The organism is Ancylobacter sonchi (assembly GCF_018390695.1).
GTDB lineage: Bacteria > Pseudomonadota > Alphaproteobacteria > Rhizobiales > Xanthobacteraceae > Ancylobacter > Ancylobacter sonchi.
In genome coordinates, this window is record NZ_JAHBGF010000019.1 from 107,986 (window position 1) to 131,247 (window position 23,262).

Annotated in this window: 20 protein-coding genes, 1 pseudogene and 1 other annotated feature; of the genes and pseudogenes, 15 read left to right on the plus strand and 6 right to left on the minus strand. The window is 69.6% G+C overall.

Annotated features, from left to right (window positions below):
• Position 1 precedes the first annotated feature (1 nt).
• The 5 genes from KHC28_RS10505 (at position 2) to KHC28_RS10525 (ending at position 4,463) form a co-directional block, all read left to right on the plus strand.
• On the plus strand, positions 2-922 hold the full coding sequence (locus KHC28_RS10505) for an NAD(P)-dependent oxidoreductase (protein WP_214008302.1): 921 nt from the start codon (positions 2-4) through the stop codon (positions 920-922).
• A gap of 57 nt (positions 923-979) precedes the next feature.
• Positions 980-1,975, plus strand: coding sequence for a DctP family TRAP transporter solute-binding subunit (locus KHC28_RS10510; RefSeq protein WP_214008303.1), 996 nt, complete (start codon positions 980-982; stop codon positions 1,973-1,975).
• Positions 1,976-2,045: 70 nt separating this feature from the next.
• Complete coding sequence (locus KHC28_RS10515) at positions 2,046-2,654, plus strand: TRAP transporter small permease (protein WP_214008304.1); 609 nt, start codon at positions 2,046-2,048, stop codon at positions 2,652-2,654.
• Positions 2,651-3,934, plus strand: coding sequence for a TRAP transporter large permease (locus KHC28_RS10520; RefSeq protein ID WP_246564670.1), 1,284 nt, complete (start codon positions 2,651-2,653; stop codon positions 3,932-3,934). Before KHC28_RS10515 ends, KHC28_RS10520 begins: the two co-directional genes overlap by 4 nt.
• Positions 3,935-3,944: 10 nt before the next feature.
• On the plus strand, positions 3,945-4,463 hold the full coding sequence (locus KHC28_RS10525) for a gluconokinase (RefSeq protein WP_246564672.1): 519 nt from the start codon (positions 3,945-3,947) through the stop codon (positions 4,461-4,463).
• Positions 4,464-4,466: 3 nt separating this feature from the next.
• Here KHC28_RS10525 and KHC28_RS10530 read toward each other — a convergent pair whose 3' ends face one another.
• On the minus strand, positions 4,467-5,423 hold the full coding sequence (locus tag KHC28_RS10530) for a LysR substrate-binding domain-containing protein (protein WP_214008305.1): 957 nt from the start codon (positions 5,421-5,423) through the stop codon (positions 4,467-4,469).
• A gap of 79 nt (positions 5,424-5,502) precedes the next feature.
• A complete protein-coding gene (locus KHC28_RS10535; protein ID WP_214008306.1) occupies positions 5,503-6,750 on the minus strand; it encodes an Hsp70 family protein in 1,248 nt (415 codons plus the stop codon).
• A gap of 431 nt (positions 6,751-7,181) precedes the next feature.
• On the opposite strand from KHC28_RS10535, the gene KHC28_RS10540 reads away from it, so the two are divergent.
• Complete coding sequence (locus KHC28_RS10540; protein WP_214008307.1) at positions 7,182-9,482, plus strand: FdhF/YdeP family oxidoreductase; 2,301 nt, start codon at positions 7,182-7,184, stop codon at positions 9,480-9,482.
• The gene (locus KHC28_RS10545) at positions 9,479-9,808 is read left to right on the plus strand and encodes a hypothetical protein (protein WP_246564673.1); all 330 of its coding nucleotides are present in this window, start codon (positions 9,479-9,481) and stop codon (positions 9,806-9,808) included. The genes KHC28_RS10540 and KHC28_RS10545 overlap by 4 nt, the downstream gene beginning before the upstream one ends.
• A 15-nt stretch (positions 9,809-9,823) precedes the next feature.
• Here KHC28_RS10545 and KHC28_RS10550 read toward each other — a convergent pair whose 3' ends face one another.
• The 4 genes and pseudogenes from KHC28_RS10550 to KHC28_RS10565 all read right to left on the minus strand — a co-directional run bounded on the left by KHC28_RS10550 (position 9,824) and on the right by KHC28_RS10565 (position 13,240).
• Positions 9,824-11,248, minus strand: a complete 1,425-nt coding sequence (locus KHC28_RS10550) for a DUF1254 domain-containing protein (RefSeq protein ID WP_214008308.1) — start codon at positions 11,246-11,248, stop codon at positions 9,824-9,826.
• A 69-nt stretch (positions 11,249-11,317) separates the two neighbouring features.
• Positions 11,318-11,632, minus strand: coding sequence for an amidoligase family protein (locus KHC28_RS27730; protein WP_214008309.1), 315 nt, complete (start codon positions 11,630-11,632; stop codon positions 11,318-11,320).
• A 113-nt stretch (positions 11,633-11,745) separates the two neighbouring features.
• A pseudogene (locus KHC28_RS27970) lies at positions 11,746-12,228 on the minus strand (amidoligase family protein); the annotation flags it as partial.
• 94 nt (positions 12,229-12,322) lie between these two features.
• Entirely contained in the window at positions 12,323-13,240 is a 918-nt protein-coding gene (locus tag KHC28_RS10565) for a LysR family transcriptional regulator (protein ID WP_246564682.1), read from the minus strand.
• A gap of 91 nt (positions 13,241-13,331) precedes the next feature.
• Here KHC28_RS10565 and KHC28_RS10570 point away from each other — a divergent pair, with 91 nt between their 5' ends.
• From KHC28_RS10570 to KHC28_RS10605, 8 genes are all read left to right on the plus strand, one after another.
• Positions 13,332-13,985: an SDR family NAD(P)-dependent oxidoreductase gene (locus KHC28_RS10570; RefSeq protein ID WP_214008311.1), complete on the plus strand. Its 654-nt coding sequence runs from the start codon at positions 13,332-13,334 to the stop codon at positions 13,983-13,985.
• Positions 13,986-14,169: 184 nt separating this feature from the next.
• Positions 14,170-15,420, plus strand: coding sequence for a CaiB/BaiF CoA transferase family protein (locus KHC28_RS10575; RefSeq protein WP_214008312.1), 1,251 nt, complete (start codon positions 14,170-14,172; stop codon positions 15,418-15,420).
• A complete protein-coding gene (locus KHC28_RS10580) occupies positions 15,417-16,367 on the plus strand; it encodes a hydroxymethylglutaryl-CoA lyase (protein WP_214008313.1) in 951 nt (316 codons plus the stop codon). The genes KHC28_RS10575 and KHC28_RS10580 overlap by 4 nt, the downstream gene beginning before the upstream one ends.
• A gap of 30 nt (positions 16,368-16,397) precedes the next feature.
• Complete coding sequence (locus KHC28_RS10585; RefSeq protein ID WP_376772664.1) at positions 16,398-17,246, plus strand: ABC transporter ATP-binding protein; 849 nt, start codon at positions 16,398-16,400, stop codon at positions 17,244-17,246.
• On the plus strand, positions 17,243-18,037 hold the full coding sequence (locus KHC28_RS10590; protein ID WP_376772663.1) for an ABC transporter permease: 795 nt from the start codon (positions 17,243-17,245) through the stop codon (positions 18,035-18,037). The genes KHC28_RS10585 and KHC28_RS10590 overlap by 4 nt, the downstream gene beginning before the upstream one ends.
• A 46-nt stretch (positions 18,038-18,083) precedes the next feature.
• On the plus strand, positions 18,084-19,118 hold the full coding sequence (locus tag KHC28_RS10595) for an ABC transporter substrate-binding protein (RefSeq protein ID WP_214008314.1): 1,035 nt from the start codon (positions 18,084-18,086) through the stop codon (positions 19,116-19,118).
• A 258-nt stretch (positions 19,119-19,376) separates the two neighbouring features.
• Positions 19,377-21,434 carry a DEAD/DEAH box helicase gene (locus KHC28_RS10600; RefSeq protein ID WP_214008315.1) on the plus strand — a complete coding sequence of 686 codons (2,058 nt, stop codon included), beginning with the start codon at positions 19,377-19,379 and terminating at the stop codon, positions 21,432-21,434.
• 152 nt (positions 21,435-21,586) lie between these two features.
• Positions 21,587-21,642, plus strand: a sequence feature (sul1 is cis-regulatory element that is thought to sense ions involved in sulfur or methionine metabolism; They are found in Alphaproteobacteria).
• A 63-nt stretch (positions 21,643-21,705) separates the two neighbouring features.
• Entirely contained in the window at positions 21,706-23,187 is a 1,482-nt protein-coding gene (locus KHC28_RS10605) for a SulP family inorganic anion transporter (protein ID WP_214008316.1), read from the plus strand.
• Positions 23,188-23,262 lie beyond the last annotated feature (75 nt).

A 23,262-nucleotide genomic window follows, 5' to 3' on the forward strand; every position in this document is an offset into this window, starting at 1 on the left:
GATGGCCGATATCCCTTTGCCCACACCGCTGCGCCGGATCGGCCTCATCGGCACCGGCATCATGGGCGGCCACATGGCGCGACGGCTGGCGCAGGCCGGCTTCGCCGTGCAGGCGTGGAACCGCACGGCGGCGAAGGCCGAGGGGCTGGTCGCCGATGGCGTCGGCCTCGCCGCCTCCGCCAAGGCGGCGGCCACCGGTGCCGACGCGGTGGTGTGCATGCTTTCCTCCGGCCCGGTCTGCGACGCCGTGCTCGGTGGGCCGGAAGGGGTGATCGCCGCCATGCGCACCGGCGCGACTTTGGTGGTGATGAGCTCGATCCCGGTGGAGACCGCCCGCGCCCAGGCCGAGACCTGCGCCCGCCGCGGCCTGCGCTATGTCGATGCGCCGGTGTCCGGCGGCGAGCGCGGCGCCCGCGAGGGCACGCTCTCCATCATGGCGGGCGGCGAGGCACGCACCATTGCCGATCTCGCGCCGCTGTTCGCGCCGCTCGGGCGCGTCACCCATGTCGGGCCGGCCGGCTCGGGCGAGCTCGCCAAGCTCGCCAACCAGCTGATCGTCGCCTCGAACATCTGCGCGGTGGCGGAGGCCCTGCTGCTCGCCGAGCGCGGTGGCGCCGACCCCGAAAAGGTGCGCGAGGCGCTGCTCGGCGGCTTTGCCGACTCGACCGTGCTGCGCCTGCACGGCGAACGCATGGTACGCGGCGACTACGCGCCGGGCGGCCCGGCCAAGTATCAGGTGAAGGACACCTCGACGGCGCTGCGCTTCGCCCGCTCGCACGGCCTCACTTTGCCGGTCGCCGCCACGGTCGACCTTCTGTTCCAGAATCTGGTCGAGCACGGCGGCGCCGATCTCGACCACAGCGCCGTGCTCCTCGAGCTGCGGCGCGCCAACCAGCCGGCGGAGGCTTCCGCCGACGCCTGACCATGGCAAATAATGCCAGTCAACCGGGACAGAGAATCCCGCTACGGAGGAAACGACATGAACGCCTTCTCGATCCGCGGCCTCCTGGTCGCTGCCTCGCTCGCCCTCGCGGTTCCCGCCGGCGCCGAGACGCTCACCCTCTCCACGCCGGATGCCGACACCTCGGAGATCACCCTCGCCGCCAAGCACTTCGCTGAAGTGGTGAAGCAGAAGACCAATGGCGAACTTGAGATCAAGGTCTTCCCGAACGGTACTCTCTATGGCGGCGACCCCTCGGCCGGGGTGAAGCAGCTGGCGGGCGGCTCGCTCGACATGCTGCTCAACGCCACCTCGCTCTACGCCACCTTCAACCCGAAATTCACCGCCATCGCGGTGCCCTATCTGTTCGATGGCACCGACCAGCTGCGCGCCTATCTCGACAGCGAGCTTGGCGAGGAACTGCGTGGCGACCTGTCGAAGATCGGCATTGTCGGCCTCGATTTGTGGTCGCGCCCGCTGCGGCAGATCACCAATTCCAAGCGGCCGATCACCTCGCCGGACGATCTGAAGGGCCTGAAGCTGCGGGTGCCGAACAACCCGCTCTGGGTGAAGTTCTTCGGCGCGATGGGCGCGGCGCCCACCCCGATGGCCTTCGCCGAGGTGTATAATGCGCTCCAGCTCGGCGTGGTGGACGGGCAGGAGAACCCGGTCAACGTGCCGGTCAGCGCCCGCCTCTACGAAGTGCAGAAATACCTGACCATCTCCAACCACATCGCCGATGCCTGGGTGCTCGGCATGAATCCGCGCCGCTACCAGGCGCTGCCGGACAAGTTCAAGACCGCGCTCGCCGAGGCCGCCAAGGAGACCGAGGACTGGAAGGCGAAGGCCGACGCCGCCGACATCGCCGCCTCCATCGCCACGCTGGAGAAGAACGGCATGAAGACCAACGAGCTGAGCCCCGAGCAGCGCGCCGGCTTCGTCGCGGTGTCGAAGAGCCTCTACCCGGTGTTCGAGGCTCTGGTGAAGGACCCGTCCTTCTTCCAGCGCACCACCTCCTTCGCCGGCAAGAGCTGACACGGGCGTGCCGAACCCCGGCGGCGGCTCCCGAGCCGCCGCTTCCCCCTCGCGGATAGGTGGTGTTCCCATGTCCTCGTCCGACAAATCTTCCCGCGGCTTCTCGCTCGGCCGGCTGGTCGAGGTGGTCGCCGACTACGCGGCGGGCCTCGCCTGCGGCGGCATCCTGGTGGTGGTGCTGATGCAGGTGATCGGCCGGCTCATCGGCCATCCGCTGCCCTGGACCGAGGAAGCGGTGCGCTTCCTGTTCATCTGGATGGTGTTCCTCGGCCTCGCCGCCGGCTTCCGCACCGTGGAGAGCGCCCGCGTCGTGGTGTTCCTCGCCATGATGCCGCGCCTGTCGAAGCACATCGCGGTGCCGATCTATGTCGTGTTCTCGGTCGGCTTCTTCCTGCTGGTCGGCTGGACCGGCATCACCCTGGTCGAGCAGCAGATCATGATGAACGAGGAGGCGGCGACGCTGCCGATCCCGATGTGGGTGATCGGCCTCGTCATGCCGGTCTCCTCGGTCATCGCCATCCTCGCCATCGTCGATTCGCTGCGGCGCCGGCGCGAGCTGATCGCGCTGCCGGAAATGGGCCTGCCGCCGGACGAGATCGTCCATGCCGACATCTCGATGACCGGCGGCCACCACCACGTCGCCGCCGGCCCCACCGTCACGGGAGCGCACTACCAATGATGAGCGTCATCCTCTTCGCCCTGTTCTGCGGCCTCAGCGCGCTCGGCGTGCCGCTCGCCATCGCCCTCGGCCTCGCCGCGGTGGCCACGCTCCTGATGTTCACGCCGATGCCGCTCGACCTGCTCACCCAGACGATGTTCTCCTCGATGAACTCGTTCCTGCTGGTGGCGGTGCCGCTGTTCATCCTGGTCGGCGCGGTGATGGAGCGCGGGCGGGTCGCCGAGCGCATCTTCGACTTCGCCGAATCCATGGTCGGCTGGCTGCCCGGCGGGCTCGGCCATGTGAACGTGCTGTCCTCGGTGATCTTCTCCGGCGTGTCAGGCTCCTCGGTGGCCGACATCGCCTCGGTCGGCGCCATCGAGATCAAGGCGATGGAGCGGCACGGCTTCCCCAAGGGCTATGCGGTGGGCATGACGCTGTGCACCGCCACGCTGTCCTCGATCATCCCGCCCTCGATCCTGATCGTCATCGCCGGCTCGATCGCCAATGTGTCGATCGGCACGCTGCTGGTGGCCGGGCTGGTGCCAGGGCTGTTCATCGCCTTCGCCTTCCTGGTGTTCAACCACTTCTATTCGGTGCGCTACGGCTACAATCCGCCCTCGCCGTTCAATTTCCGCATGGTGGTCGTCACCGGGCTGCGCGCCATCCTGCCGATGCTCACCCCGCTGATCCTGATCATCGGCATCGCCTCCGGCGTGTTTACGCCCACCGAGGCGGCGGCGATCGCCGTGACCTATGTGCTGGTGCTGGGCGTGCTGGTCTACCGCACCATCCCGCTCGCCGAGGTGCCGGAGATCCTGGTCTCCACCGCCCGCATCTCCGGCACCATCCTGTTCATCGCCGCCACCTCGCAGATCGCCGCCTGGGTGTTCACCTATGAGGGGCTGCCGGACAAGCTGACCGCTATCATCGGCGGCATGAGCCTCGGGCCGACCTCCGGCCTGCTGGTGATCTTCGTCTTCCTGCTGCTCATCGGCATCTTCATGGAGGCGATCCCGGCGATGTTCATCCTGATCCCGGTGCTGATGCCGACGGTGACGGCGCTCGGCATCGACCCGATCCACTTCCTGATCATCACGGTGATGACGCTGACCCTCGGCCTTGTCACCCCGCCGGTTGGCGTCTGCCTGTTTGCGGCGGCGCAGGTGTCGGGCATGAGCGTCGACGAGGTGGTGAAGGGCTCGCTGGCGCCGATGACAGTGCTGACGCTGGCGATCTTCGCGCTGGTGCTGTTCCCTGTGCTGACGCTGGGCCCGCTGCACCTGCTCGGGCTCTATTGAGGAGAGGGCCATGGCGGTACCGGACTTCGTGGTGGTGATGGGCGTGGCGGGCGCCGGCAAGAGCACCGTCGCCCAGCAGCTCGCCGGCGCACTCGGCGCGGCCTTCATCGAGGCCGATGTCCTGCACCCTCCGGAGAATGTCGCCCGCATGCGCCAGGGCATCGGGCTGACCGACGCCATGCGCTGGCCATGGCTGGAGGCGGTGTGCGCGGCGGCGCGGGCGGAGCCGCGCCGGCCGGTGGTGATCGCCTGCTCGGCGCTGCGGGCCATCTACCGCGACTTCCTGCGCGAGCGGCTCGCCGGCGTGCGCTTCGTCTATCTGCATGGCCCGCGCGAACTGATCGCCGGGCGGCTGCGCGCCCGGCCCGGCCATTTCGCCGGCATCACCCTGCTCGACAGCCAGCTGGCGACGCTGGAGCCGCCGCAGCCCGGCGAGGGCGCGGTGGCGGTGTCGCTGACGCTTAGCCCCGAGGCGATGGTCGCCGAGGCGGTGCGTGGCCTCGGCGCGGCGGAGCGCGTGCCGGGCTGAAGCTCAGCCGGCCGGCGCCGGCTTGCGGGCGGCGCGGCGGGCCAGCGCCTCGCTGGCGGCGCGGGCATTGCGGCGGCGGGCTTCCCAGCCGGCCCGCTCGGCGCGCAGCCAGTCGAGGAACAGCCGCACCTTGCGCTGGCGCAGATGCTCGTGCGGGCAGACGATCCACTGCGTCACCAGCCGGATCGGCGGCGGCTCGGCCACCGGGCAGATCAGCCGGCCGGTCTCCAGCTCCCGCTCCATCATCAGCGTGCTTTCCAGCGCGATGCCCATCGCCCCGGCGGCGGCGTCGATCGCCATGTGGCTGCGGTCGAACAGCACCCGCGCCCAGCGCTCCGTCGGCTGCACGCCGGCAAGCGCGAACCAGCGCGGCCATTGCGCCTGCGACTTCACCGAGTGGATCAGCCGGAAGCGCGGCAGCTCGGCGGCGGTGAGGCTGGCCGCCGGCGCGTAGTCCGGCGAGCAGGCGGGCAGGAAATCCTCCTCCGCCATGCCCTCGACGAACAGGCCGGGCCAGCGGCCGTCGCCATGGCGGATCTCGACATCGACCACCTCGCGCCGGAAGGTCGTCGGCTCGTTGGTGCCGTCGATGCGCACCTCGAGGTCGGGATGGCGGTCGAGAAACGCCCCGAGCCGCGGCAGCAGCCATTTGTTGGACAGGGTCGGCGTGGCGCGCACGGTCAGCGTCGTCACCGAGCGATAGCCGCGGATCAGGTTGGTGGCCTCGGCGATGCGCTCCACCTCGTCATTGATGGAGGCGAAATAGCGCTCGCCGGCCTCGGTGAGCACGACGCGGCGACCGACCTTGCTCATCAGCGTCAGGCCGAGCTGGGTTTCCAGCGCCTGCACCTGCTGGCTCACCGCCGAGGGAGTGACGGCGAGCTCCTCCGCCGCCTTGGAGATGCTGCCGAGGCGGGCGACGGTGCGGAACACGAAGATGGCGCGGATCGGCAGCTGCATCTCTCATGCCCGGTTCGCGGAAGGGAACCGGCATCATAGCGGCCGGCGGCGAGGGCCGGCAATCGGCGCCGCCGCAGCGTCAGCCGTAGCGACGGCCGGCCTCGATGGCGAGGCCGGTGCCGACCGAGCCGAAGGTGTCGCCCTCGATCACCCGCGCCGCCGGCACGCAGGCGCAGATCGCCGCGCGCACATGCGACAGCCGGGTCGAGCCGCCGGTGAGGAACAGCGCGTCGATGGCGTCGGCGGTGAGGCCGGCGTTGGCGAGGCAGGAGCCGACCCGCGCGGCGATGCGCTCGGCGAGCAGGCCGGTGTGCTGCACGAGATCTGCATGGGCGATGCCCACCGACAGGCCGGCCTCGATGGTGGCGAGGTCGAGCACGGTCTCGCCGGCTTCCGCCACGCGGATCTTTGCCGTCTCGACGTCGAGGGCGAGGCCGTGGCCGCGCTCGTCCTCCACCGCCCGCGCCAGCCGCGCCACCAGGCCGGGATGCGCCGCCTCGCGCTCCAGCTCGCGGATCGAGCGGACGGTGCGGCCGTCATAGAGCCGGTTGATGGCCGACCAGGTGGCGAGGTCCTGATAGATCCCCACCGGCATGGACAGGCCCTTGCGCTTCAGCGGGCTGCCATGGCCGAGCAGCGGCATCACCATGGACAGCGACAGCTGGCGGTCGAAATCGGTGCCGCCGATCCGCACGCCCTCATTGGCGAGGATGTCGGAGGAGCGGTCGGCGCGGTCGGCATGGCCGCGGGCGATGCGCACGATGGAGAAGTCCGAGGTGCCGCCGCCGATGTCGGCGATCAGCGCCAGCTCCTCGCCGGCGACCTGGCGCTCATAGTCGAGGCCGGCGGCGATGGGCTCGAACTGGAAGGAGATCTCGGCAAAGCCGATGCTGCGGGCGATGTCGCCGAGCGCGTCCTGCGCCCGGGCGTCGCCGGCCGTGTCGCCGTCGACGAAATGCACCGGACGGCCGAGCACCACCTTGTCGAGCGGGGCGCCGGCGGCTGCCTCGCCGCGCGCCTTCACCTCCTGCAGGAAGGCGCCGATCACCGCGCGGAAGCCGAGCCGCTGGCGGCCGAGCGGCGTGGTCTCGTCGATCAGCGAGGTGCCGAGCACCGACTTCAGCGAGCGCATCAGCCGGCCCTGCTGGCCCTCGACATAGGCCGCCATGGCGGCGCGGCCGACCAGCGTGTCGCCGGTGCGGGGAAAGAAGATGGCGCTGGGCAGCGTGTCCGCATCGCCCTCCAGCGGCGCCAGCCGGGGGCCGGTGGAGCCGACGAAGCCGAGCGTGGTGTTCGAGGTGCCGAAATCGAGGCCGCAGGCGGTCATGGACACCTCCTAGCAAGATGCGGAACGGGGAAGGGGGCGCTTGCTAGATCACGCGGCGGCGCGGCGCAAGAGCCATGCCACCTGCGGCAGCGACCGCCGCAGGGCTCGCGCGCTGCGTGCCGTCGTCCGTGAGCCCTCACGGAAGGGATGCCGCAGCGTTGGTGCGGCGCAGCAATGCTGGCGCTTGTATCTGGAATGCCAGGCTTCGGTTTGCGGATTGATTGATTGAAAAAATCAATCAATTTCCTGCGACGCCTCGCCGCAGCTGCGACAGAGTGCCCGCGACACCTGTCTGGAATTGTTTCACGTCGAATCTGGAGTGGTTTCAGATTCAACCGTTGAAAAATATCGGGTTTTCACCTATCTCTTTGCTAACGGATCTCGGAATCCAGTCGTGGCGCCGTTTCTGGCATTTTGTATAATGATTGAAAATGTCTATTGACCATACGTCACCATCGCACAAGAAGTCTCACGCGGCCGGCGGTTGGGGTGCCCTTCGCAGCTGCGGCAAGCACCTGCTGGCCAGCGGCTCCGCGCTGACCGGCGCCAAGACCCTGCTCAAGGCCAACCAGCCGGACGGATTCGACTGCCCGGGCTGCGCCTGGGGCGATCCCGAGCACGGCTCGTCCTTCGAGTTCTGCGAGAACGGGGTGAAGGCGGTCGCCTGGGAGTCGACGGAGCGTCGCGCCACGCCGGCCTTCTTCGCCGCCCACACGGTGAGCGAGCTGCAGAACTGGTCCGAATTCAATCTGGAGAACCAGGGTCGCCTCACCGAGCCGATGGTCTATGACCACGCCACCGATCGCTACCGCGCGGTGTCCTGGGAAGAGGCCTTCGCCGGCATCGCCGCCGAGCTGAACGCGCTCGCCTCGCCCAGCGAGGCGGAGTTCTACACCTCCGGCCGCGCCTCGAACGAGGCGGCGTTCCTCTACCAGTTGTTCGTGCGGATGTTCGGGACCAACAATTTCCCGGACTGCTCCAACATGTGCCACGAGGCCAGCGGCGTCGGGCTGATGCAGTCGGTCGGCGTCGGCAAGGGCACCGTGCTGCTCGAGGATTTCGAGCACGCCGACGCCATCATCGTCATCGGCCAGAACCCCGGCACCAACCATCCGCGCATGCTCGGCGACCTGCGCCGGGCCGCCATGCGCGGTGCCCGCGTCGCGGTGCTCAACCCGGTGCGCGAGCGCGGGCTGGAGCGCTTCGCCGACCCGCAGGACAAGATCGAGATGCTGCGCGGCGGCGCGACCTCGATCGCCAGCCATTACTTCCAGCCCAAGCTAGGCGGCGACATGGCGGCGATCCGCGGCGTCGCCAAGGTGGTGTTCGCCCGCGATACCGAGCGGCGTGCCGGCGGCCATCAGAGCCTGCTCGACCTCGAATTCATCGCTCATCACACTACCGGCATCGACGACTGGCGTGCCGAGGTCGAGGCGACGTCCTGGGACTTCATCGAGGACCAGTCCGGCCTCGCCCGCGACGAGATCGAGACCCTCGCCGATGTCTATCTCGGCGCCGGGCGCGTCATCGCCACCTGGGCGATGGGCGTCACCCAGCACCGCCACTCGGTGGCGACGGTGCGCGAGATCGCCAATCTCCTGCTGCTGCGCGGCCATATCGGCCGCGAGGGCGCCGGCCTGTGCCCGGTGCGCGGCCATTCCAACGTGCAGGGCGACCGCACGGTGGGCATCAACGAGAACTCGCCGGAGTGGTTCATCGCCGCGCTGGAGAAGGAATTCGACCTCTCGCTGCCGCGCGAGCACGGCCACAATGTGCTGCACGCCATCGAGGCGATGGTGGAGGGGCGTTCCAAGGCCTTCATCGGCCTCGGCGGCAATTTCGTGCGAGCGACGCCGGACACCGACATCGTGCGGCAGGCGCTGATGAACTGCCGGCTCACCGTGCAGATCGCCACCAAGCCGAACCACAGCCATCTGGCGCCGGGCAAGGTCGCTTACCTGCTGCCCTGCCTCGGGCGTACCGAGATCGACCGCAACTCCAAGAAGCGGCCGCAGATCGTCACCGTCGAGGATTCGATGAGCATGGTGCACGGCTCGGGCGGCATCAACCGCCCGGCGGCGCCGACCCTGCGCTCGGAGATCCAGATCATCGCCGGCATCGCCGCCGCCACCGTCGGGTCGGACAAGGTCCGCTGGGCGGCGATGGCTGATGATTACGACCTGATCCGCGACCACATCTCCCGCGTGATCCCCGGCTTCGAGGACTACAATGTCCGCGTGCGCAAGCCGCGCGGCTTCCACCTGCGCAACGCCGCTGCCGAGCGCGAGTGGAACACCGCCTCCGGCCGGGCGCAGTTCTCCGCCGCGCCGCTGCCGCACGAGGTGGAGCACCAGCAGGTGCGCGGGCGCAAGGACACCTTCGTGCTGCAGACCTTCCGCAGCCACGACCAGTACAACACCACGGTCTACGGCCTCGACGACCGCTATCGCGGCGTCTATGGCGAGCGCCGGGTGGTGTTCGCCCATCCCGACGACATCGCCGCCATGGGCGTGGAGCCCAATTCGCGCATCGACGTCATCGGCTCCGACGAGGACGGCCGTTCGCGCATCGCCGAGGATTTCCGCCTCGTCGCCTATGACATCCCGCGCGGCTGCGTCGCCGGCTACTATCCCGAGCTGAACCCGGTCGTGCCGTTCACCAAGGCCGGCGAGGGCAGCGACACCCCGCTGTCGAAGTCGGTGGTGGTGACCTTCCGTGCGAGGGCGGCATGAGCGCGCTTCGCGCCGAGGAGCGCGTCCCCTCCGCAGACGAGGCGTTGCCCGACCTGTTCATGGACGAGGTGAGCGCGCTGGTCGAGGAGCAGCCGGAACTCTCGCCGCTCGATGCCGGCGTGCTGGTGGCGCTGGAGCACGGCGTCGCCCGCGACACCCGCGCCTTCGCGAAGCTGTTCGGCATTGCCCATGCGCTGGTGCTGCGCGCGGCGAGCGAGCTGGAGGACCGCTTCGGCCTCGTCGTCGCCGACACGCGCCAGGAGCGCTCGCAGCGGCGGCATCTGTCGCTGACCCCGGCGGGACACCTGCTGCTCGCCGCCCGCTAGGGCAGGGGGTGGGCTTCAGCTCGCCTTTTCCAGCGGCGGGGCCTTCCATGGGCCATCAAGGGCGGCGGCCATCGGCCAGTAGAGCCGCAAGGCGAGGAAGAACGGCCCCTCCGGCGCCGGCAACCAGTTGCTTTCCCTGTCGGCTCCGGGCGATGCGCTCCGGATATCGAGCGTGATCCCGCCATCCGGATCGCGCTGGAGATCGGGCAGCATCGGCGAATTGATCAGGTAGCGGTCGAGCCGGTTGGCGAATAGCAGGCTCTCGGGAAGCCTGTAGAGCGTCAGCGACCAGAAGGCGTGCACCGGCGGCAGGCCATCCGGGGCGAAGCGCAGCCTGTAGGCCTGCCTGCCGTCGAGCGGCTGACCGGCGGCATCGACGAAATAGACCGGATACAGCGCTTCCTGCTTCGAATTGCCGTAGATGCCGAGCACGGCGCCGGCCATGCGCGAGAGATAATCGCCATTGAGGTGCACGCGCGTGCCGAAGCCGTCGGCGCTGGTCTTCTTTCCGGTGTCCAGCTGGGTGGTCTTGTAGGTGGCGAATTCGCTCCAGGCGTCGGCGATGCCGGCCTCGATCGCCTGGCGGATCTCCGGCGTGGGATCGAAGCGCCGTCCCGCTCCAACGCCGATCCGGGCGAAGCGGGCCATCAGCTCGGTCTCGACCGGCGGGGGCGGGCAGAACTGGAGGATGAAGTTCAGCTCGCCGAAGACGTCCGCCGAGGTCTTTTGCGCGGCCGGGGACAGGGGCTTGGGGAACGCGACCGGCGCGGCCGGCGCCGGGACGGGGGTGCCGAGAAAGGCAGACAGCGTCTCGACCGTATAGCCGGCCTGGATCTTCTCGACGTTCTCGATGTCGTCCGGGCCGAACAGCTGGGTGCGGTAGAGAATGAAGGCGAACTCGGTCTCGCAGCGGATCACGGCGGTGATCCCGGCCGGCTTGTCGCCCTTCCAGCCCGGTCCGGCCAGCAGGAAGCGACCGGCCTCGTTGCCGGTCGCCCGGCTGCCGACATAGGCGAAGTTGAACGTGTACTGGTCGATGAATTGCAGCGAATAGTAGCGCGTCGCCTCGACGCGTGGGACGCCCAGCACCAGCGGCTCGGCGCGGAGATCGGCGCCGACATAGGAATAGGGCGTGTCGGAATTCGGCGTCTGGATCGCCTTGTCGTCGGGCGTGTACACCCGGGCATTGTTGAAGATGCGGTTCCAGCCAGTCTTGAACTCGGGACCGCCCTTGTCGACGAAGTAGGAATGCTGGATCCGGTAATTGTCGACGAGCGGGAAGCCGTAAATATAGGCCTCCCTGGCGATGGCGCGGGCTTCCTCCGTGGATGCGCTCTGCGCGGACGAGGTCTGGGCGCGGATGGGCGCCGCCGGGAGGGCCGTGCCGATCCATGTCGCGGCGATGGCGGCCGAGCCGCGCAGAATGTCCCGCCTGTCCATGTCCGCCTCGCTTCCTGTCGACCAAGGTCGTGGGCCCGCTGCCGGCGGCGGTGAGGTTACACCCGATCGCTATCCCGCACGATCCGCCGCCGGTGGCCGCTGCCGCACGATCTCCCCGGCGAGCCGCTCGACGGCGAGCCAGCGCTCCCAGTCGTCGAGGATGCTCCAGCCGCGCTGGCCGACGCGGGCGAGCGGCAGGCGGTAGTGAAACGCCGGGCGTGGCCGCACCTTGCCGGCGAAGCGCGGCAACGGCTGGTCGGCGGCACGGTGCAGCAGCAGCGGCAGCAGGTCGAGCGAGCGCTTGCGCGTCGGGTTGGCGGCGAGATAGTCGCGGGCGAAGCCGTCGGGATCCGGCCAATAGTCGTCGGCGAGCACCCGGCGCACATACTCGTCGGGAAAGGGGGGGGCGCGTAGAAGCGGGCGAGTGGCCCCGCCTCGGTGGCGCGGCGCAGTTCCGGCTCCAGCGTCAGGAAAGCCTTGAGCGTGGCGACGATGCCCGACGGGTCGTCATCGGGATGCGCGACGTTGAAATGCAGCCCCAGCCCGTCGACCAGCGTGGCGCCGTCGCCACGGGCGCCCGCTCCCCGCAACGCCGCCACGGCCGCGTCGACCTCCGGCAGGCGGGCCCGGTCGAGCGGGGCGATGATCAGCTCGCGTGGCACCACCGGCGCCAGCGCATACCCGAGGGCGATGGAGAGAGAGGCCGGCAGGCCGGCCAGCGGGCTGACAGCGCCGCGATGGGGGTGGACATGGCGGATGTCGAGCTCGACGCGCAGGTCGCCCAGCCGGCTGCCGACGAGGTGGAAGGCCTGCGGGTCCTCCTCGACCATTTGGCCGGCCAGATGGCGTTGCAGCACCTCGGCGGCGTGGCGCACGCCGAGGCCGATGAACTCGACCTCCACGCCGACCCGCCGTTCCGCACCGCCGGCAGCGATCGGGCGGGAGGGGGAGGGCGGGGGCGGCAGGGGAGCGACCGGCATCGCCCATGCTTGGCCCGCCCGTGCCGTTAGGTCAACCTTGCTGGCCGATGTCGCGGCGCACGTCCGCGTGTTGCGCTTTCCGGCGCGCCCCCGCTCACCAGCGCCAGCCGGCCTTCAGCGCCTGAGCGATGTCGTCGACGAACACCCGCACCTTGGCCGGCACCAGCCGGCCAGGCGGCATCACCGCGTGCACGCCGCCATCGGTCTTGCCCGCCCAGCCCGGCAGGACCTCCACCAGCCGCCCCTCGGCGAGATGCGGGCCGGCGAGCCAGTCCGGAAACAGGCCGATGCCCACGCCCTCGAGGGCGGCGAGCAGCAAGGCCTCGGAACTGTCGGAGACAAGCGGACCAGACGGGCGCACCGTCACCCGCTCGCCGTCCCGGACCAGCGGCCAGTCCGGCCAGGACAGATAGCCCGTGAAGCCCACGCAATCGTGATCCATCAGATCGCCCGGCTGCTGCGGGACGCCCCGCCGCGCGAGATAGCCGGGCGCGGCGACCAGCCGGTCGCGATAGGTGGCGATCCGACGGGCGATCAGCGAGCTTTCCGGCAGGGTGCCGACCCGGATCGCCACGTCGAAGCCTTCCTCGATCAGGTCGACATAGCGGTCGGTGGTCCGCAGATCGACGCGGATCTGCGGATGGCGCGCCAGGAAGCCGGGAATCAGCGGCGCGATCCACAGGCGGCCGAAGCTCATGGGCACCGACACGCGCACCAGCCCCTGCGGGGTCGCGGCCCGCTCGCTGGCGTCGCGGCCGGCGCTGTTCAATTCGTCGAGGACCGACTGGAGGCGACGGTGGTAGGCGGCGCCGATTTCGGTCAACGCCAACCGCCGCGTGGTGCGCGACAGCAGGCGGACGCCGAGGCGCCGCTCCAGCTTGCCGACCCGGCGGGAGACGGTGGAGGCGTCGCGCCCCAACCGCTGCGCCGCCAGCACGAAACTGCCGGTATCGGCGACGGCGACGAAGGCGAGCAGATCGTCGAAGCCGCCCTGATCGAGAAATTCCTGCATCTGACGCACGAGTGTAATGATCCTGGGCCGGATTACACGAGACGATGCCAGGATTATCCCTGATGCACTCAACCGTCCAGGAGCATGCATCATGGCAGTCTTCCTCAGTATCGGCACCGGCCCGGGCATTGGCCTCGCCACCGCCGAACGCTTCGCCCGCGAGGGCTTCCACCTCGTCCTCAGCGCCCGCGACACCGGCAGGGTGACGGCGCTGGCCGCCGAACTCCAGGCCAAGGGCCACAAGGCCGAGGTGCGCGGCGTCGACGTGGCGGATCCCGCCGCCGTCGCGGCGCTGGTCGCCGGGGTCGAGCGCGACCTCGGCCCGATCGACGTCCTGCACTACAACGCCGCCGCGATACGGCAGGCGACGCTCGCCGACCAGCCGGCGGAGACCTTCAATGCGGACCTCGCGGTCAGCATCGGCGGCGCGCTGGCGGCGGCGAAGGCGGTGACGCCGGCGATGGCCGCACGCGGCCGCGGCACGCTGCTGCTGACCGGCGGCGGCTTCGCCCTCGCGCCGCATCCCGACTATCTGACGCTCAGCGTCGGCAAGGCCGGGCTCCGCGCGCTGGCGCAGGGGCTGTTCGAGGAGATGACGGGCAAGGGCATCCACGTCGCCACCGTCACGGTCGCGGGCTTCGTCTCCGCCGGCTCGCCGCATGTCGCCAATATCGCCGAGCATTTCTGGCAGTTGCACGCCCAGCCGGCCGGCAGCTGGACGCTGGAGCGCACCTACACGCCGTGAGCGGTACGACGCCGTCTCCCGCCTCTTCGGCCAACCGGGCCTCGCGCGCTTCCCGGCGCGCGGGGCCTTTTGGCGCGTATCGGTCGGCTCGCTGCATTCGGCCGGGTGCGCAACCAAAGACTATTGGACGGCACGCGACTTTCGACCCATAGAGACGGAAAACGTTCGGGAAGGAATGTCGCCCATGGAACGCCCCGCAGAGGGCCCGCTGGCCGGAATCCGCGTCGTCGAGCTCGGCAATCTCATCGCCGCGCCGTTCGCCGCGCGGCTGATGGCCGAATTCGGCGCCGAGGTGATCAAGGTCGAGGCGCCCGGTGAGGGCGACCCGTTGCGCAAATGGCGCAAGCTGCATGAGGGCACCTCGCTCTGGTGGTACCTGCAGTCGCGCAACAAGAAGTCGGTCGCCGTCAATATGCGCCTGCCCGAGGGGCAGGAGGTGGTGCGCCGCCTCGTGCGCGACGCCGACGTGCTGATCGAGAATTTCCGCCCCGGCACGCTGGAGCGCTGGGGGCTCGGCTGGGAGGCGCTGAAGGCGATCAACCCCAACCTCGTCATGGTGCGTATCTCCGGCTTCGGCCAGGACGGACCCTATCGCGAGCGCCCCGGTTTCGGCGCGGTGGGCGAGGCGATGGGCGGCATGCGCTTCACCACCGGCGAGCCGGACCGGCCGCCGGCGCGCACCGGCATCTCCATCGGCGACTCGCTCGCCGCCCTGCATGCGGTGATGGGCGCGCTGATGGCGCTGCTCGCCATTAAGTCCGGGCGCGGCGCCGGGCAGGTGGTTGACGTCTCGCTCTATGAGAGCGTGTTCAACATGATGGAGAGCCTGGTCCCGGAATACGACCTGTTCGACTTCGTGCGCGCCCGCTCGGGCGGCTCGCTGCCCGGCATCGCGCCCTCCAATTCCTATCCCACCGCCGAGGGCAGCTATGTCATCGTCGCCGGCAATGGCGACGGCATCTTCAAGCGGCTCATGACGGCGATCGGCCGCGCCGACCTCGCCAGCGACCCGCGCCTCTCTTCCAATGACGGGCGGGTGAAGCATGTGGAGGAGATCGACGGCGTCATCGCCGAATGGACCGGCCGGCACTCGCTCGACGAGGTGACGGCGGCGCTTGATGCCGCCGAGGTGCCGAACGGACGCATCTACTCGGTCGCCGACATCGTCACCGATCCGCAATATCAGTCGCGCGACATGATCCTGCCCTCGACGCTGCCGGATGGCACGCAGGTGAAGATGCCGGGCATCGTGCCCAAGCTGTCGCAGACGCCGGGCGGGGTGGCCTGGCTCGGGCCGAGGCTCGGCGAGCACACCGCGCCGGTGCTGGCGTCGCTCGGCTATTCCGCCGACGAGATCGAGGCGCTGGTCGCCGGCGGCGCGGTGGCGCGCGACAAGGTAGGGCGCGACGAGACGGCGGCGGGGGACGCCTCATGAGCTGGGCGGAGGTTCCCGCGCGCGTCCACATCCAGGAAGTGGTGACGCGCGACGGCCTGCAGATCGAGCCGCGCTTCCTGCCTACCGAGGACAAGATCGCGCTGATCGACGCGCTGTCCGACACCGGTGTCGCCAAGATCGAGGTGACGTCCTTCGTCTCGCCCAAGGCGGTGCCGAACCTCGCCGATGCCGGTGAGGTGGCGCGCTCGATCCGCCGCAATCCGGCGGTGACCTATGTGGCGCTGGTGCCCAATCTGCGCGGCGCCGAGGCGGCGCTGGACGCCGGGATGGACGAGCTCAACCTCGTCATGTCGGTGAGCGAGACCCACAACCTCGCGAATATGCGCATGACGCCGGAGCAGTCGCTGGACGGCTTCCGCGCCATTGTGAGTGCCGCCGCCGGCAGCCCGGCGCAGCTGAACGGCTCCATCGCGACCGCCTTCGGCTGCCCCTTCGAGGGCGCGCAGCCGGAGGAAAAGGTGCTGGCGCTGGTCGAGGGCTATCTCGCGCTCGGCCTCCATTCGGTGACGCTGGCCGACACGACCGGCATGGCCAATCCGCGCCAGGTGGGCCGGCTCGTCGCGGCGTTCCGCGCCCGGTTCGGCGCCGTGCCGCTGACGCTGCACTTCCACAACACGCGCGGCATGGGCCTCGCCAATGCGCTCGCCGCGCTGGAGGCGGGGGCGGAGCGCTTCGACGCCTCGCTCGGCGGCCTTGGCGGCTGCCCCTTCGCCCCCGGCGCCACCGGCAACATCTCCACCGAGGACCTCGTGCACATGCTGGAGGAGATGGGCGTGCCGACCGGCGTCGACCTCGCCCGCCTGCTCGATCTGGCGCGCCAGCTGCCGGCGCTCATCGGCCACGACATTCCCGGCCAGGTGGCCAAGGCCGGCCGCAGCGGCGACCTGCATGCCGCGCCGGCCGGCCTGCGTCGCGCCGCCATCTGAAGGAAGACCCCAGCCATGGGAGGACAGAACATGCAGACCGCCATGCTGCGGCCACCCGCCGGGGGAGCGCCCGGTGTCGGCGCCCCGCCGGCGGTGGCGCTGGACGACATCGCCATCAGCTTCGCCATACCCGGCCGCCCGCTGTTCAAGGCGGTGGCGCCGACCTCGCTGCATGTACGCGAGGGCGAGTTCGTCTCGATCGTCGGGCCTACCGGCTGCGGCAAGTCCACGTTGCTCAACGCCACGGCCGGGCTGCTGCGCCCGGCCGGCGGCCGGGTGTCGATCTTCGGTGCGCCGCTCGCCGGCCTCAACGCCCAGGCCGGCTATCTCTTCCAGCAGGACGCGCTGATGCCCTGGAAGACCGCGCTCGACAATGTGGCGATCGCGCTGGAGATCGGCGGCACCCGCCGCGCCGATGCGCTGGCGCAGGCGCAGGACTGGCTGAAGAAGGTGGGCCTCGCCCGTTTCGGCGACCGCTACCCGCACCAGCTGTCCGGCGGCCAGAGGAAGCGCGTCGGCCTCGCCCAGGTGCTGGTGCGCGGCCCGAAGATCCTCTTGATGGACGAGCCGTTCGGTCCGCTCGACGCCCAGACCCGGCAGATCATGGGCACGCTGCTCCTGAACCTGTGGGCGCAGGACCGCAAGGCGGTGCTGTTCGTCACCCACGACCTCGAGGAGGCCATCGCGCTGTCCGACCGCGTCGTCATCATGTCGGCCGGGCCGGAGGCGCGGATCATTGGGGATTTCCCGATCGACCTCGCCCGCCCGCGCGACACCGCCGACATCCGCCTCGATCCGCGCTTCCACGAGCTGTACCGCCAGATCTGGAACCAGCTGAAGGCGGAAGTCGTGAAGACCTATGGGGAGGACGCGCCGTGAAGATCCATCCCGGCAGGCTCCTGCTGCTGCAAATACTGGTCGCCGTCGTGGCCATCGGCTTCTGGCAGTTCGGCGCCACGGTTCCCGTCGGCGGCACCTATCTGCTGCCGGAGTTCTTCTTCTCGACCCCGCTCGACGTGATGAAGCGGGTGGTGCAGCTGTTCGTCTCCGGCACCATCTGGAAGCATCTGTGGATCACGCTGACCGAGACGGTGCTGGCCTTCGTCATCGGCTCGGCCGCCGGCGTCGCCATCGGCTTCTGGTTTGCGCGCAAGCCGATCCTGGCGGCGGTGTTCGATCCCTATGTGAAGATGGTCAACGCCCTGCCGCGCGTGGTGCTGGCGCCGATCTTCATGCTGTGGCTCGGCCTCGGCATCTGGTCGAAAGTGGCGCTCGGCGTCTCGCTGGTGTTCTTCATCGTGTTCTTCAACGTCTATCAGGGCGTGAAGGAGGTGAGCCCGGTGGTGCTCGCCAATGCCCGCATGATGGGGATGAGCGAGCACCAGCTGTTCCGCAACGTCTACTGGCCCTCGGCGCTGTCCTGGATGTTCTCCTCGCTGCACACCTCGGTCGGCTTCGCGCTGGTCGGCGCGGTGGTGGGCGAATATCTCGGCGCCTCCGCCGGCCTCGGCTATCTCATCCATCAGGCCGAGGGCGTGTTCGACGTCACCGGCGTGTTCGCCGGCATGTTCATCCTCGCCGCCTTCGTGCTGATCATCGACTGGGGCGTCACCCGGATCGAGAACCGGCTGCTGGTCTGGCGGCCGCAGCCGGCCGGCGAGCAGGCCTGATCGTCATCGCCTGACCGCTATTCAACGACAAAAGGAGGAAACCCCAATGAAGATGCGTACTCTGCGGATTGGTGCTTTGCTCGTGGCCGCGAGCCTGCTGTTCCCCGCGCTCGGCGCGGCGCAGGCGGCCGAGATCGAGAAGCCCAACCTCACCCTCGGCGTCGGCGGCAAGCCGCTGCTCTACTATCTGCCGCTGACGCTGGCGGAGAAGCTCGGCTACTTCAAGGACGCGGGGCTGAATGTCGAGATCAACGATTTCGGCGGCGGCGCCAAGTCGCTGCAGGCGCTGATCGGCGGCTCGGTGGACGCCGTCACCGGCGCCTATGAGCACACCATCCGCATGCAGACGAAGAAGCAGGACATCCGCGCCGTCATCGATCTCGGCCGCTATCCCGGCATCGTCGTCGCGGTGCGCAAGGCCGAGGCGGACAAGATCAAGACCGTCGCCGACCTCAAGGGCAAGAACATCGGCGTCACCGCGCCGGGCTCCTCCACCCACATCATGGTGCAGTACCTGTTGACCAAGGCGGGGCTGAAGCAGGACGACGCCTCGTTCATCGGCGTCGGCGGCGGCGCCTCGGCGGTAGCGGCGATGCAGAAGGGCGAGATCGACGCCATCTCGCATCTCGATCCGGTGATCTCCAAGCTGGAGGATCTCGGCCTGATCAACGTGCTGGTCGACACCCGCACCACCGAGGGCACCGAGAAGGTGTTCGGCGGCCAGAATCCCGCCGCCGTGCTCTACTTCAAGGAGAGCTTCATCAAGGAGAACCCGAACACGGTGCAGGCGCTCACCAACGTCTTCTACAAGACGCTGAAGTGGCTGGAGAAGGCGACGCCGGAACAGATCGCCGCCAACGTGCCGGAAGAATACTGGCTGGGCGACAAGAACCTCTACATGAAGGCGGTCGAGGCGTCGCGGCAGTCCTATTCGACCGACGGCAACATCGACGAGGCCAGCATGAAGAGCGCGCTGAGCCTGATCACCACGACCGATCCCTCGATCGACCCCGCGTCCATCGACCTTTCCAAGACCTTCGACGGCTCCTTCCTCGCCAAGGCCAAGGCGAAGGGGCAGTAGTGTTTGGTCCCGCCGGCCGTGCCGCTCGTGAGGGCACGGGCGGCGGGACGTCGCGGGGCCTCCTTGTCGCCCGGCCGCTCCCCGGACCACGGCCGGTCGGCTTGGCGGTCATTTTACGCGAGCGGCGGCGCCAGCGCGGGATCGTGCCGCGATGGCCGTGGCGTCGCGGCCTCCGCTCAATTAAGAAGGGCATTCCCGACGTTTTCCGATGGCTTCCGTTCGACGCCTGACGACCCGACCAGATAGGCGGAACCAGCCGTGCCCTTCATGACCACCAATCCGGCGCTCGCGCGCGCGCTGGCCGAGCGCGATTACAACAACCCGACCCCGGTGCAACTCGCCGTGCTGGCGCCCGAGGCGTCGGGCCGCGACCTGCTGGTCTCGGCGCAGACCGGCTCCGGCAAGACGGTGGCCTATGGCCTCGCCATGGCCGAGACGCTGCTGGGTACCGAGGAGCGGTTCAATGTCGCCTCCGCCCCGCAGGCGCTGGTGGTGGCACCCACCCGCGAGCTGGCGCTGCAGGTGCAGCGCGAATTCGCCTGGCTCTACGCGGAGACCGGCGCGCGCGTCGTCTCCTGCGTCGGTGGCATGGATCCGCGCGCCGAGCAGCGCCTGCTGAACCAGGGCGCCCATATCGTCGTCGGCACGCCAGGACGCCTGCGCGACCATCTCGAGCGCGGCCGGCTCGACCTCTCCGCCCTGCGGGTCGCCGTGCTCGACGAGGCCGACGAGATGCTCGACCTCGGCTTCCGCGAGGATCTGGAGTTCATCCTCGACGCCACGCCGCCGGAGCGGCAGAGCCTGCTGTTCTCCGCCACCATGCCGCGCGGCATCACCACCCTGGCGAAGAACTACCAGCGCGACGCGCTGCGCATCGAGGTGGCGACCGCCGAGGGCGGCCATGCCGACATCGAGTACCGCACCATCCGCGTCGCGCCGACCGAGACCGACCACGCGGTGGTCAACGTGCTGCGCTTCTACGACACGCCGACCGCCATCGTGTTCTGCAACACCCGCGAGGCGGTGCGGCGCCTGCACGCCATGCTGCAGGAGCGGCAGTTCTCCGCCGTGGCGCTGTCCGGCGAACTGAGCCAGAGCGAGCGCAACCATGCGCTTCAGGCGCTGCGCGATGGCCGGGCACGGGTCTGCGTCGCCACCGACGTCGCGGCGCGCGGCATCGACCTGCCCAATCTCGGCCTCGTCATCCATGCCGACCTGCCGAACGACGCCGAGAGCCTGCAGCACCGCAGCGGCCGCACCGGGCGCGCGGGCCGCAAGGGCGTGAGCGCGTTGCTGGTGCCGCCGTTCCGCCGCCGCCGTACCGAGGACCTGATGCGCGGCATCGGCGTCGTCCCGGCCTGGTCGGGCCCGCCGACCGCCGAGGAGATCCGCCGGCTCGACCATGAGCGCATGCTGCTCGACCCGGTGCTCACCGACGATCCCGGCGAGGAAGATGTCGCCGCCGCCCAGACGCTGCTGGCGGCGCATTCGGCCGAGCATATCGCCGCCGCGCTGGTGCGGCTCTATCGCGCCGGCCTGCCGGCACCCGAGGAAGTCGCCGACCCCGGCGAGCCGCGGAATGTGCGCGATCGCGGTACCCAGCGCGACTTCGGCGGGCCGGCGGGCGAAGGCGGCAGCGCCTGGTTCCGCCTCAATATCGGTCGCCGCAACAATGCCGATCCCCGCTGGCTGCTGCCGCTGATCTGCCGGCGCGGAAACGTGACGCGCAAGGACATCGGCGCCATCCGCATCTTCGACGAGGAGACCGCCTTCGAGGTGGGGCTCGCCGCCGCCGACCGCTTCGGCAAGGCGGTGCGCAAGGCCGAGGGCGCCGACGTGGTCATCGAGCCGTTGCCCGGCGGCCCGTCGGGGGAGCGTTTCGAGCGTTCCTCGCGTGGCAAGCCGGGGCCTGGCAAGCCGGGGCGCGACAAGCCGGGCCGCGACCGGCCGGAACGCGACAAGCCGGTGCGGGACAGGTCGGAGCGCGACAAGCCGGAGCGCGATAAGCCGGGTCACGCCTCCGCGCGCCACGACAAGCCGTGGCAGGACGCGCCGCCGGCCGAGAAGTCGTTCCGCGATAAGGAGTTCCGTGACAATAAGGGTTTCCGCGACAAGTCCGAGGCGGGGAAACCCGCGCGCGGCAAGAAGCCGTATGACAAGCCGGCCTATGACAAGCCCGGCCGCGAGGCTCCTCCTTTCGAGAAGCCGCGTGGCGCGAAGACGGAGGGCGCGGCGGCCGGCGAGCGGCCGCAGAAGCGCCAGCGCCCGGATGGTTTCGAGGGCAAGCCGAAGGGCAAGCCGCCGCGCCGCTCCTGAGTGCGGGCATTTGCGGAGATCGGCCGGCTAGCCGGGGGAGTGACGGCGCGCCGCCGACGGGCGGTGGCGGCTCCTCGCGCCGCCTTGCCGGATGGCGCGGCGGCCGGGTCCGTTGCGCCGCCGCACGATTTGCTCTAGGTCGGTGTCATCCATCAGGACCCGGTGAAAATCCGGGTGGCTCTTCCGGCCGCCGATCCGCCGGACAACGCACATGTAGCGCTGCCTTTACCGCCCGTTCCCGGCGGATGCCCGCTCTTTGCGAAGATTTTCAATGACATCCCGCTTCCGCTATTTCCGCGACTGGACTTCCAACATCCGCGCCGACGTGCTCGCCGGCATCGTCGTCGCCCTCGCCCTGATCCCGGAGGCCATCGGCTTCTCCGCCATCGCCGGCGTCGATCCCAAGATCGGCCTGTTCGCCTCCTTCGCCATCGCCTGCGTCTCGGCGGTGGTCGGCGGGCGACCGGGCATGATCTCCGCCGCCACTGCGGCCACCGCCGTGGTGATGGTCAGCCTCGTGCGCGACCACGGACTGCCCTATCTGTTCGCCGCGACCATCCTGATGGGGCTCATCCAGATCGTTGCCGGCCTGCTGCGGCTCGGCCGGGTGATGCGCTTCGTGTCGCGCTCGGTGATCACCGGCTTCGTCAATGCGCTCGCCATCCTCATCTTCATGGCGCAGCTGCCGGAACTGGTCGGCGTGCCGGTGCAGACCTATCCGATGATCGCGGCGGGGCTCGCCATCATCTACCTGTTCCCGCGGGTGACGAAGGCCGTGCCGTCCCCGCTCGTCGCCATCGCCGCGCTCACCCTGTTCGCGTGGTGGAGCGGCATGGAGCTGCGCACCGTCGGCGATCTCGGCGAATTGCCGTCGAGCCTGCCGGTCTTCGCGCTGCCCGACGTGCCGCTGAACCTCGAGACGCTGCGGATCATCCTGCCCTATTCGCTGACGCTGGCCGCGGTCGGCCTGCTGGAATCGCTGCTCACCGCGCAGATCGTCGACGACATGACGGATACGACGAGCAACAAGAGCCAGGAATGCATCGGCCAGGGCGCCGGCAACATCGCCTCGGCACTGATCGGCGGCATGGGCGGCTGCGCGATGATCGGCCAGTCGATGATCAACGTGTCCTCCGGCGGGCGCGGCCGGCTGTCGACCTTCGTCGCCGGCGCGTTCCTCCTCTTCCTGATCCTCGTGCTGGACGATCTGGTGCGCATCATCCCGATGGCGGCCCTGGTCGCGGTGATGATCATGGTGTCGATCGGCACCTTCTCCTGGCGCTCGCTGCTCGATCTGCGCACCAATCCGCGCTCCTCCTCGGCGGTGATGCTGGCGACGGTGATCACCGTGGTCGCGACGCACGACCTCGCCCTTGGCGTGCTGATCGGCGTGCTGCTATCCGGGGTGTTCTTCGCCGGCAAGGTGGCCCGCCTCGTCGAGGTGACGGCCCACGTCGATGAGGCGCAGGGGCGCGCCGTCTATACCGTGACCGGGCAGATCTTCTTCGCCTCGGCGGAGGTGTTCCTGCGCGGCTTCGATGTCGACCGGCCCTGCCGTGACGTGGTGATCGACGTCAGCCGGGCGCATTTCTGGGACATCACCGCCATCGGCGCGCTCGACAAGGCGGTGGCGAGGCTGCGGCGCGCGGGGGCCGAGGTCACGGTTCGCGGCCTCAACGAGGCTAGCGCCTCCATGGTCGACCGCTTCGCCCGGCACGACAAGGACGTCGCCGAGATGCGCCACCCGCATTGACCGCCAAAGCCCGACCATGAGCGCCGGCCGGGGGGGCGTAGGGACCGGCGCCCGGCCAGAAGCAAGGCTCCCCGC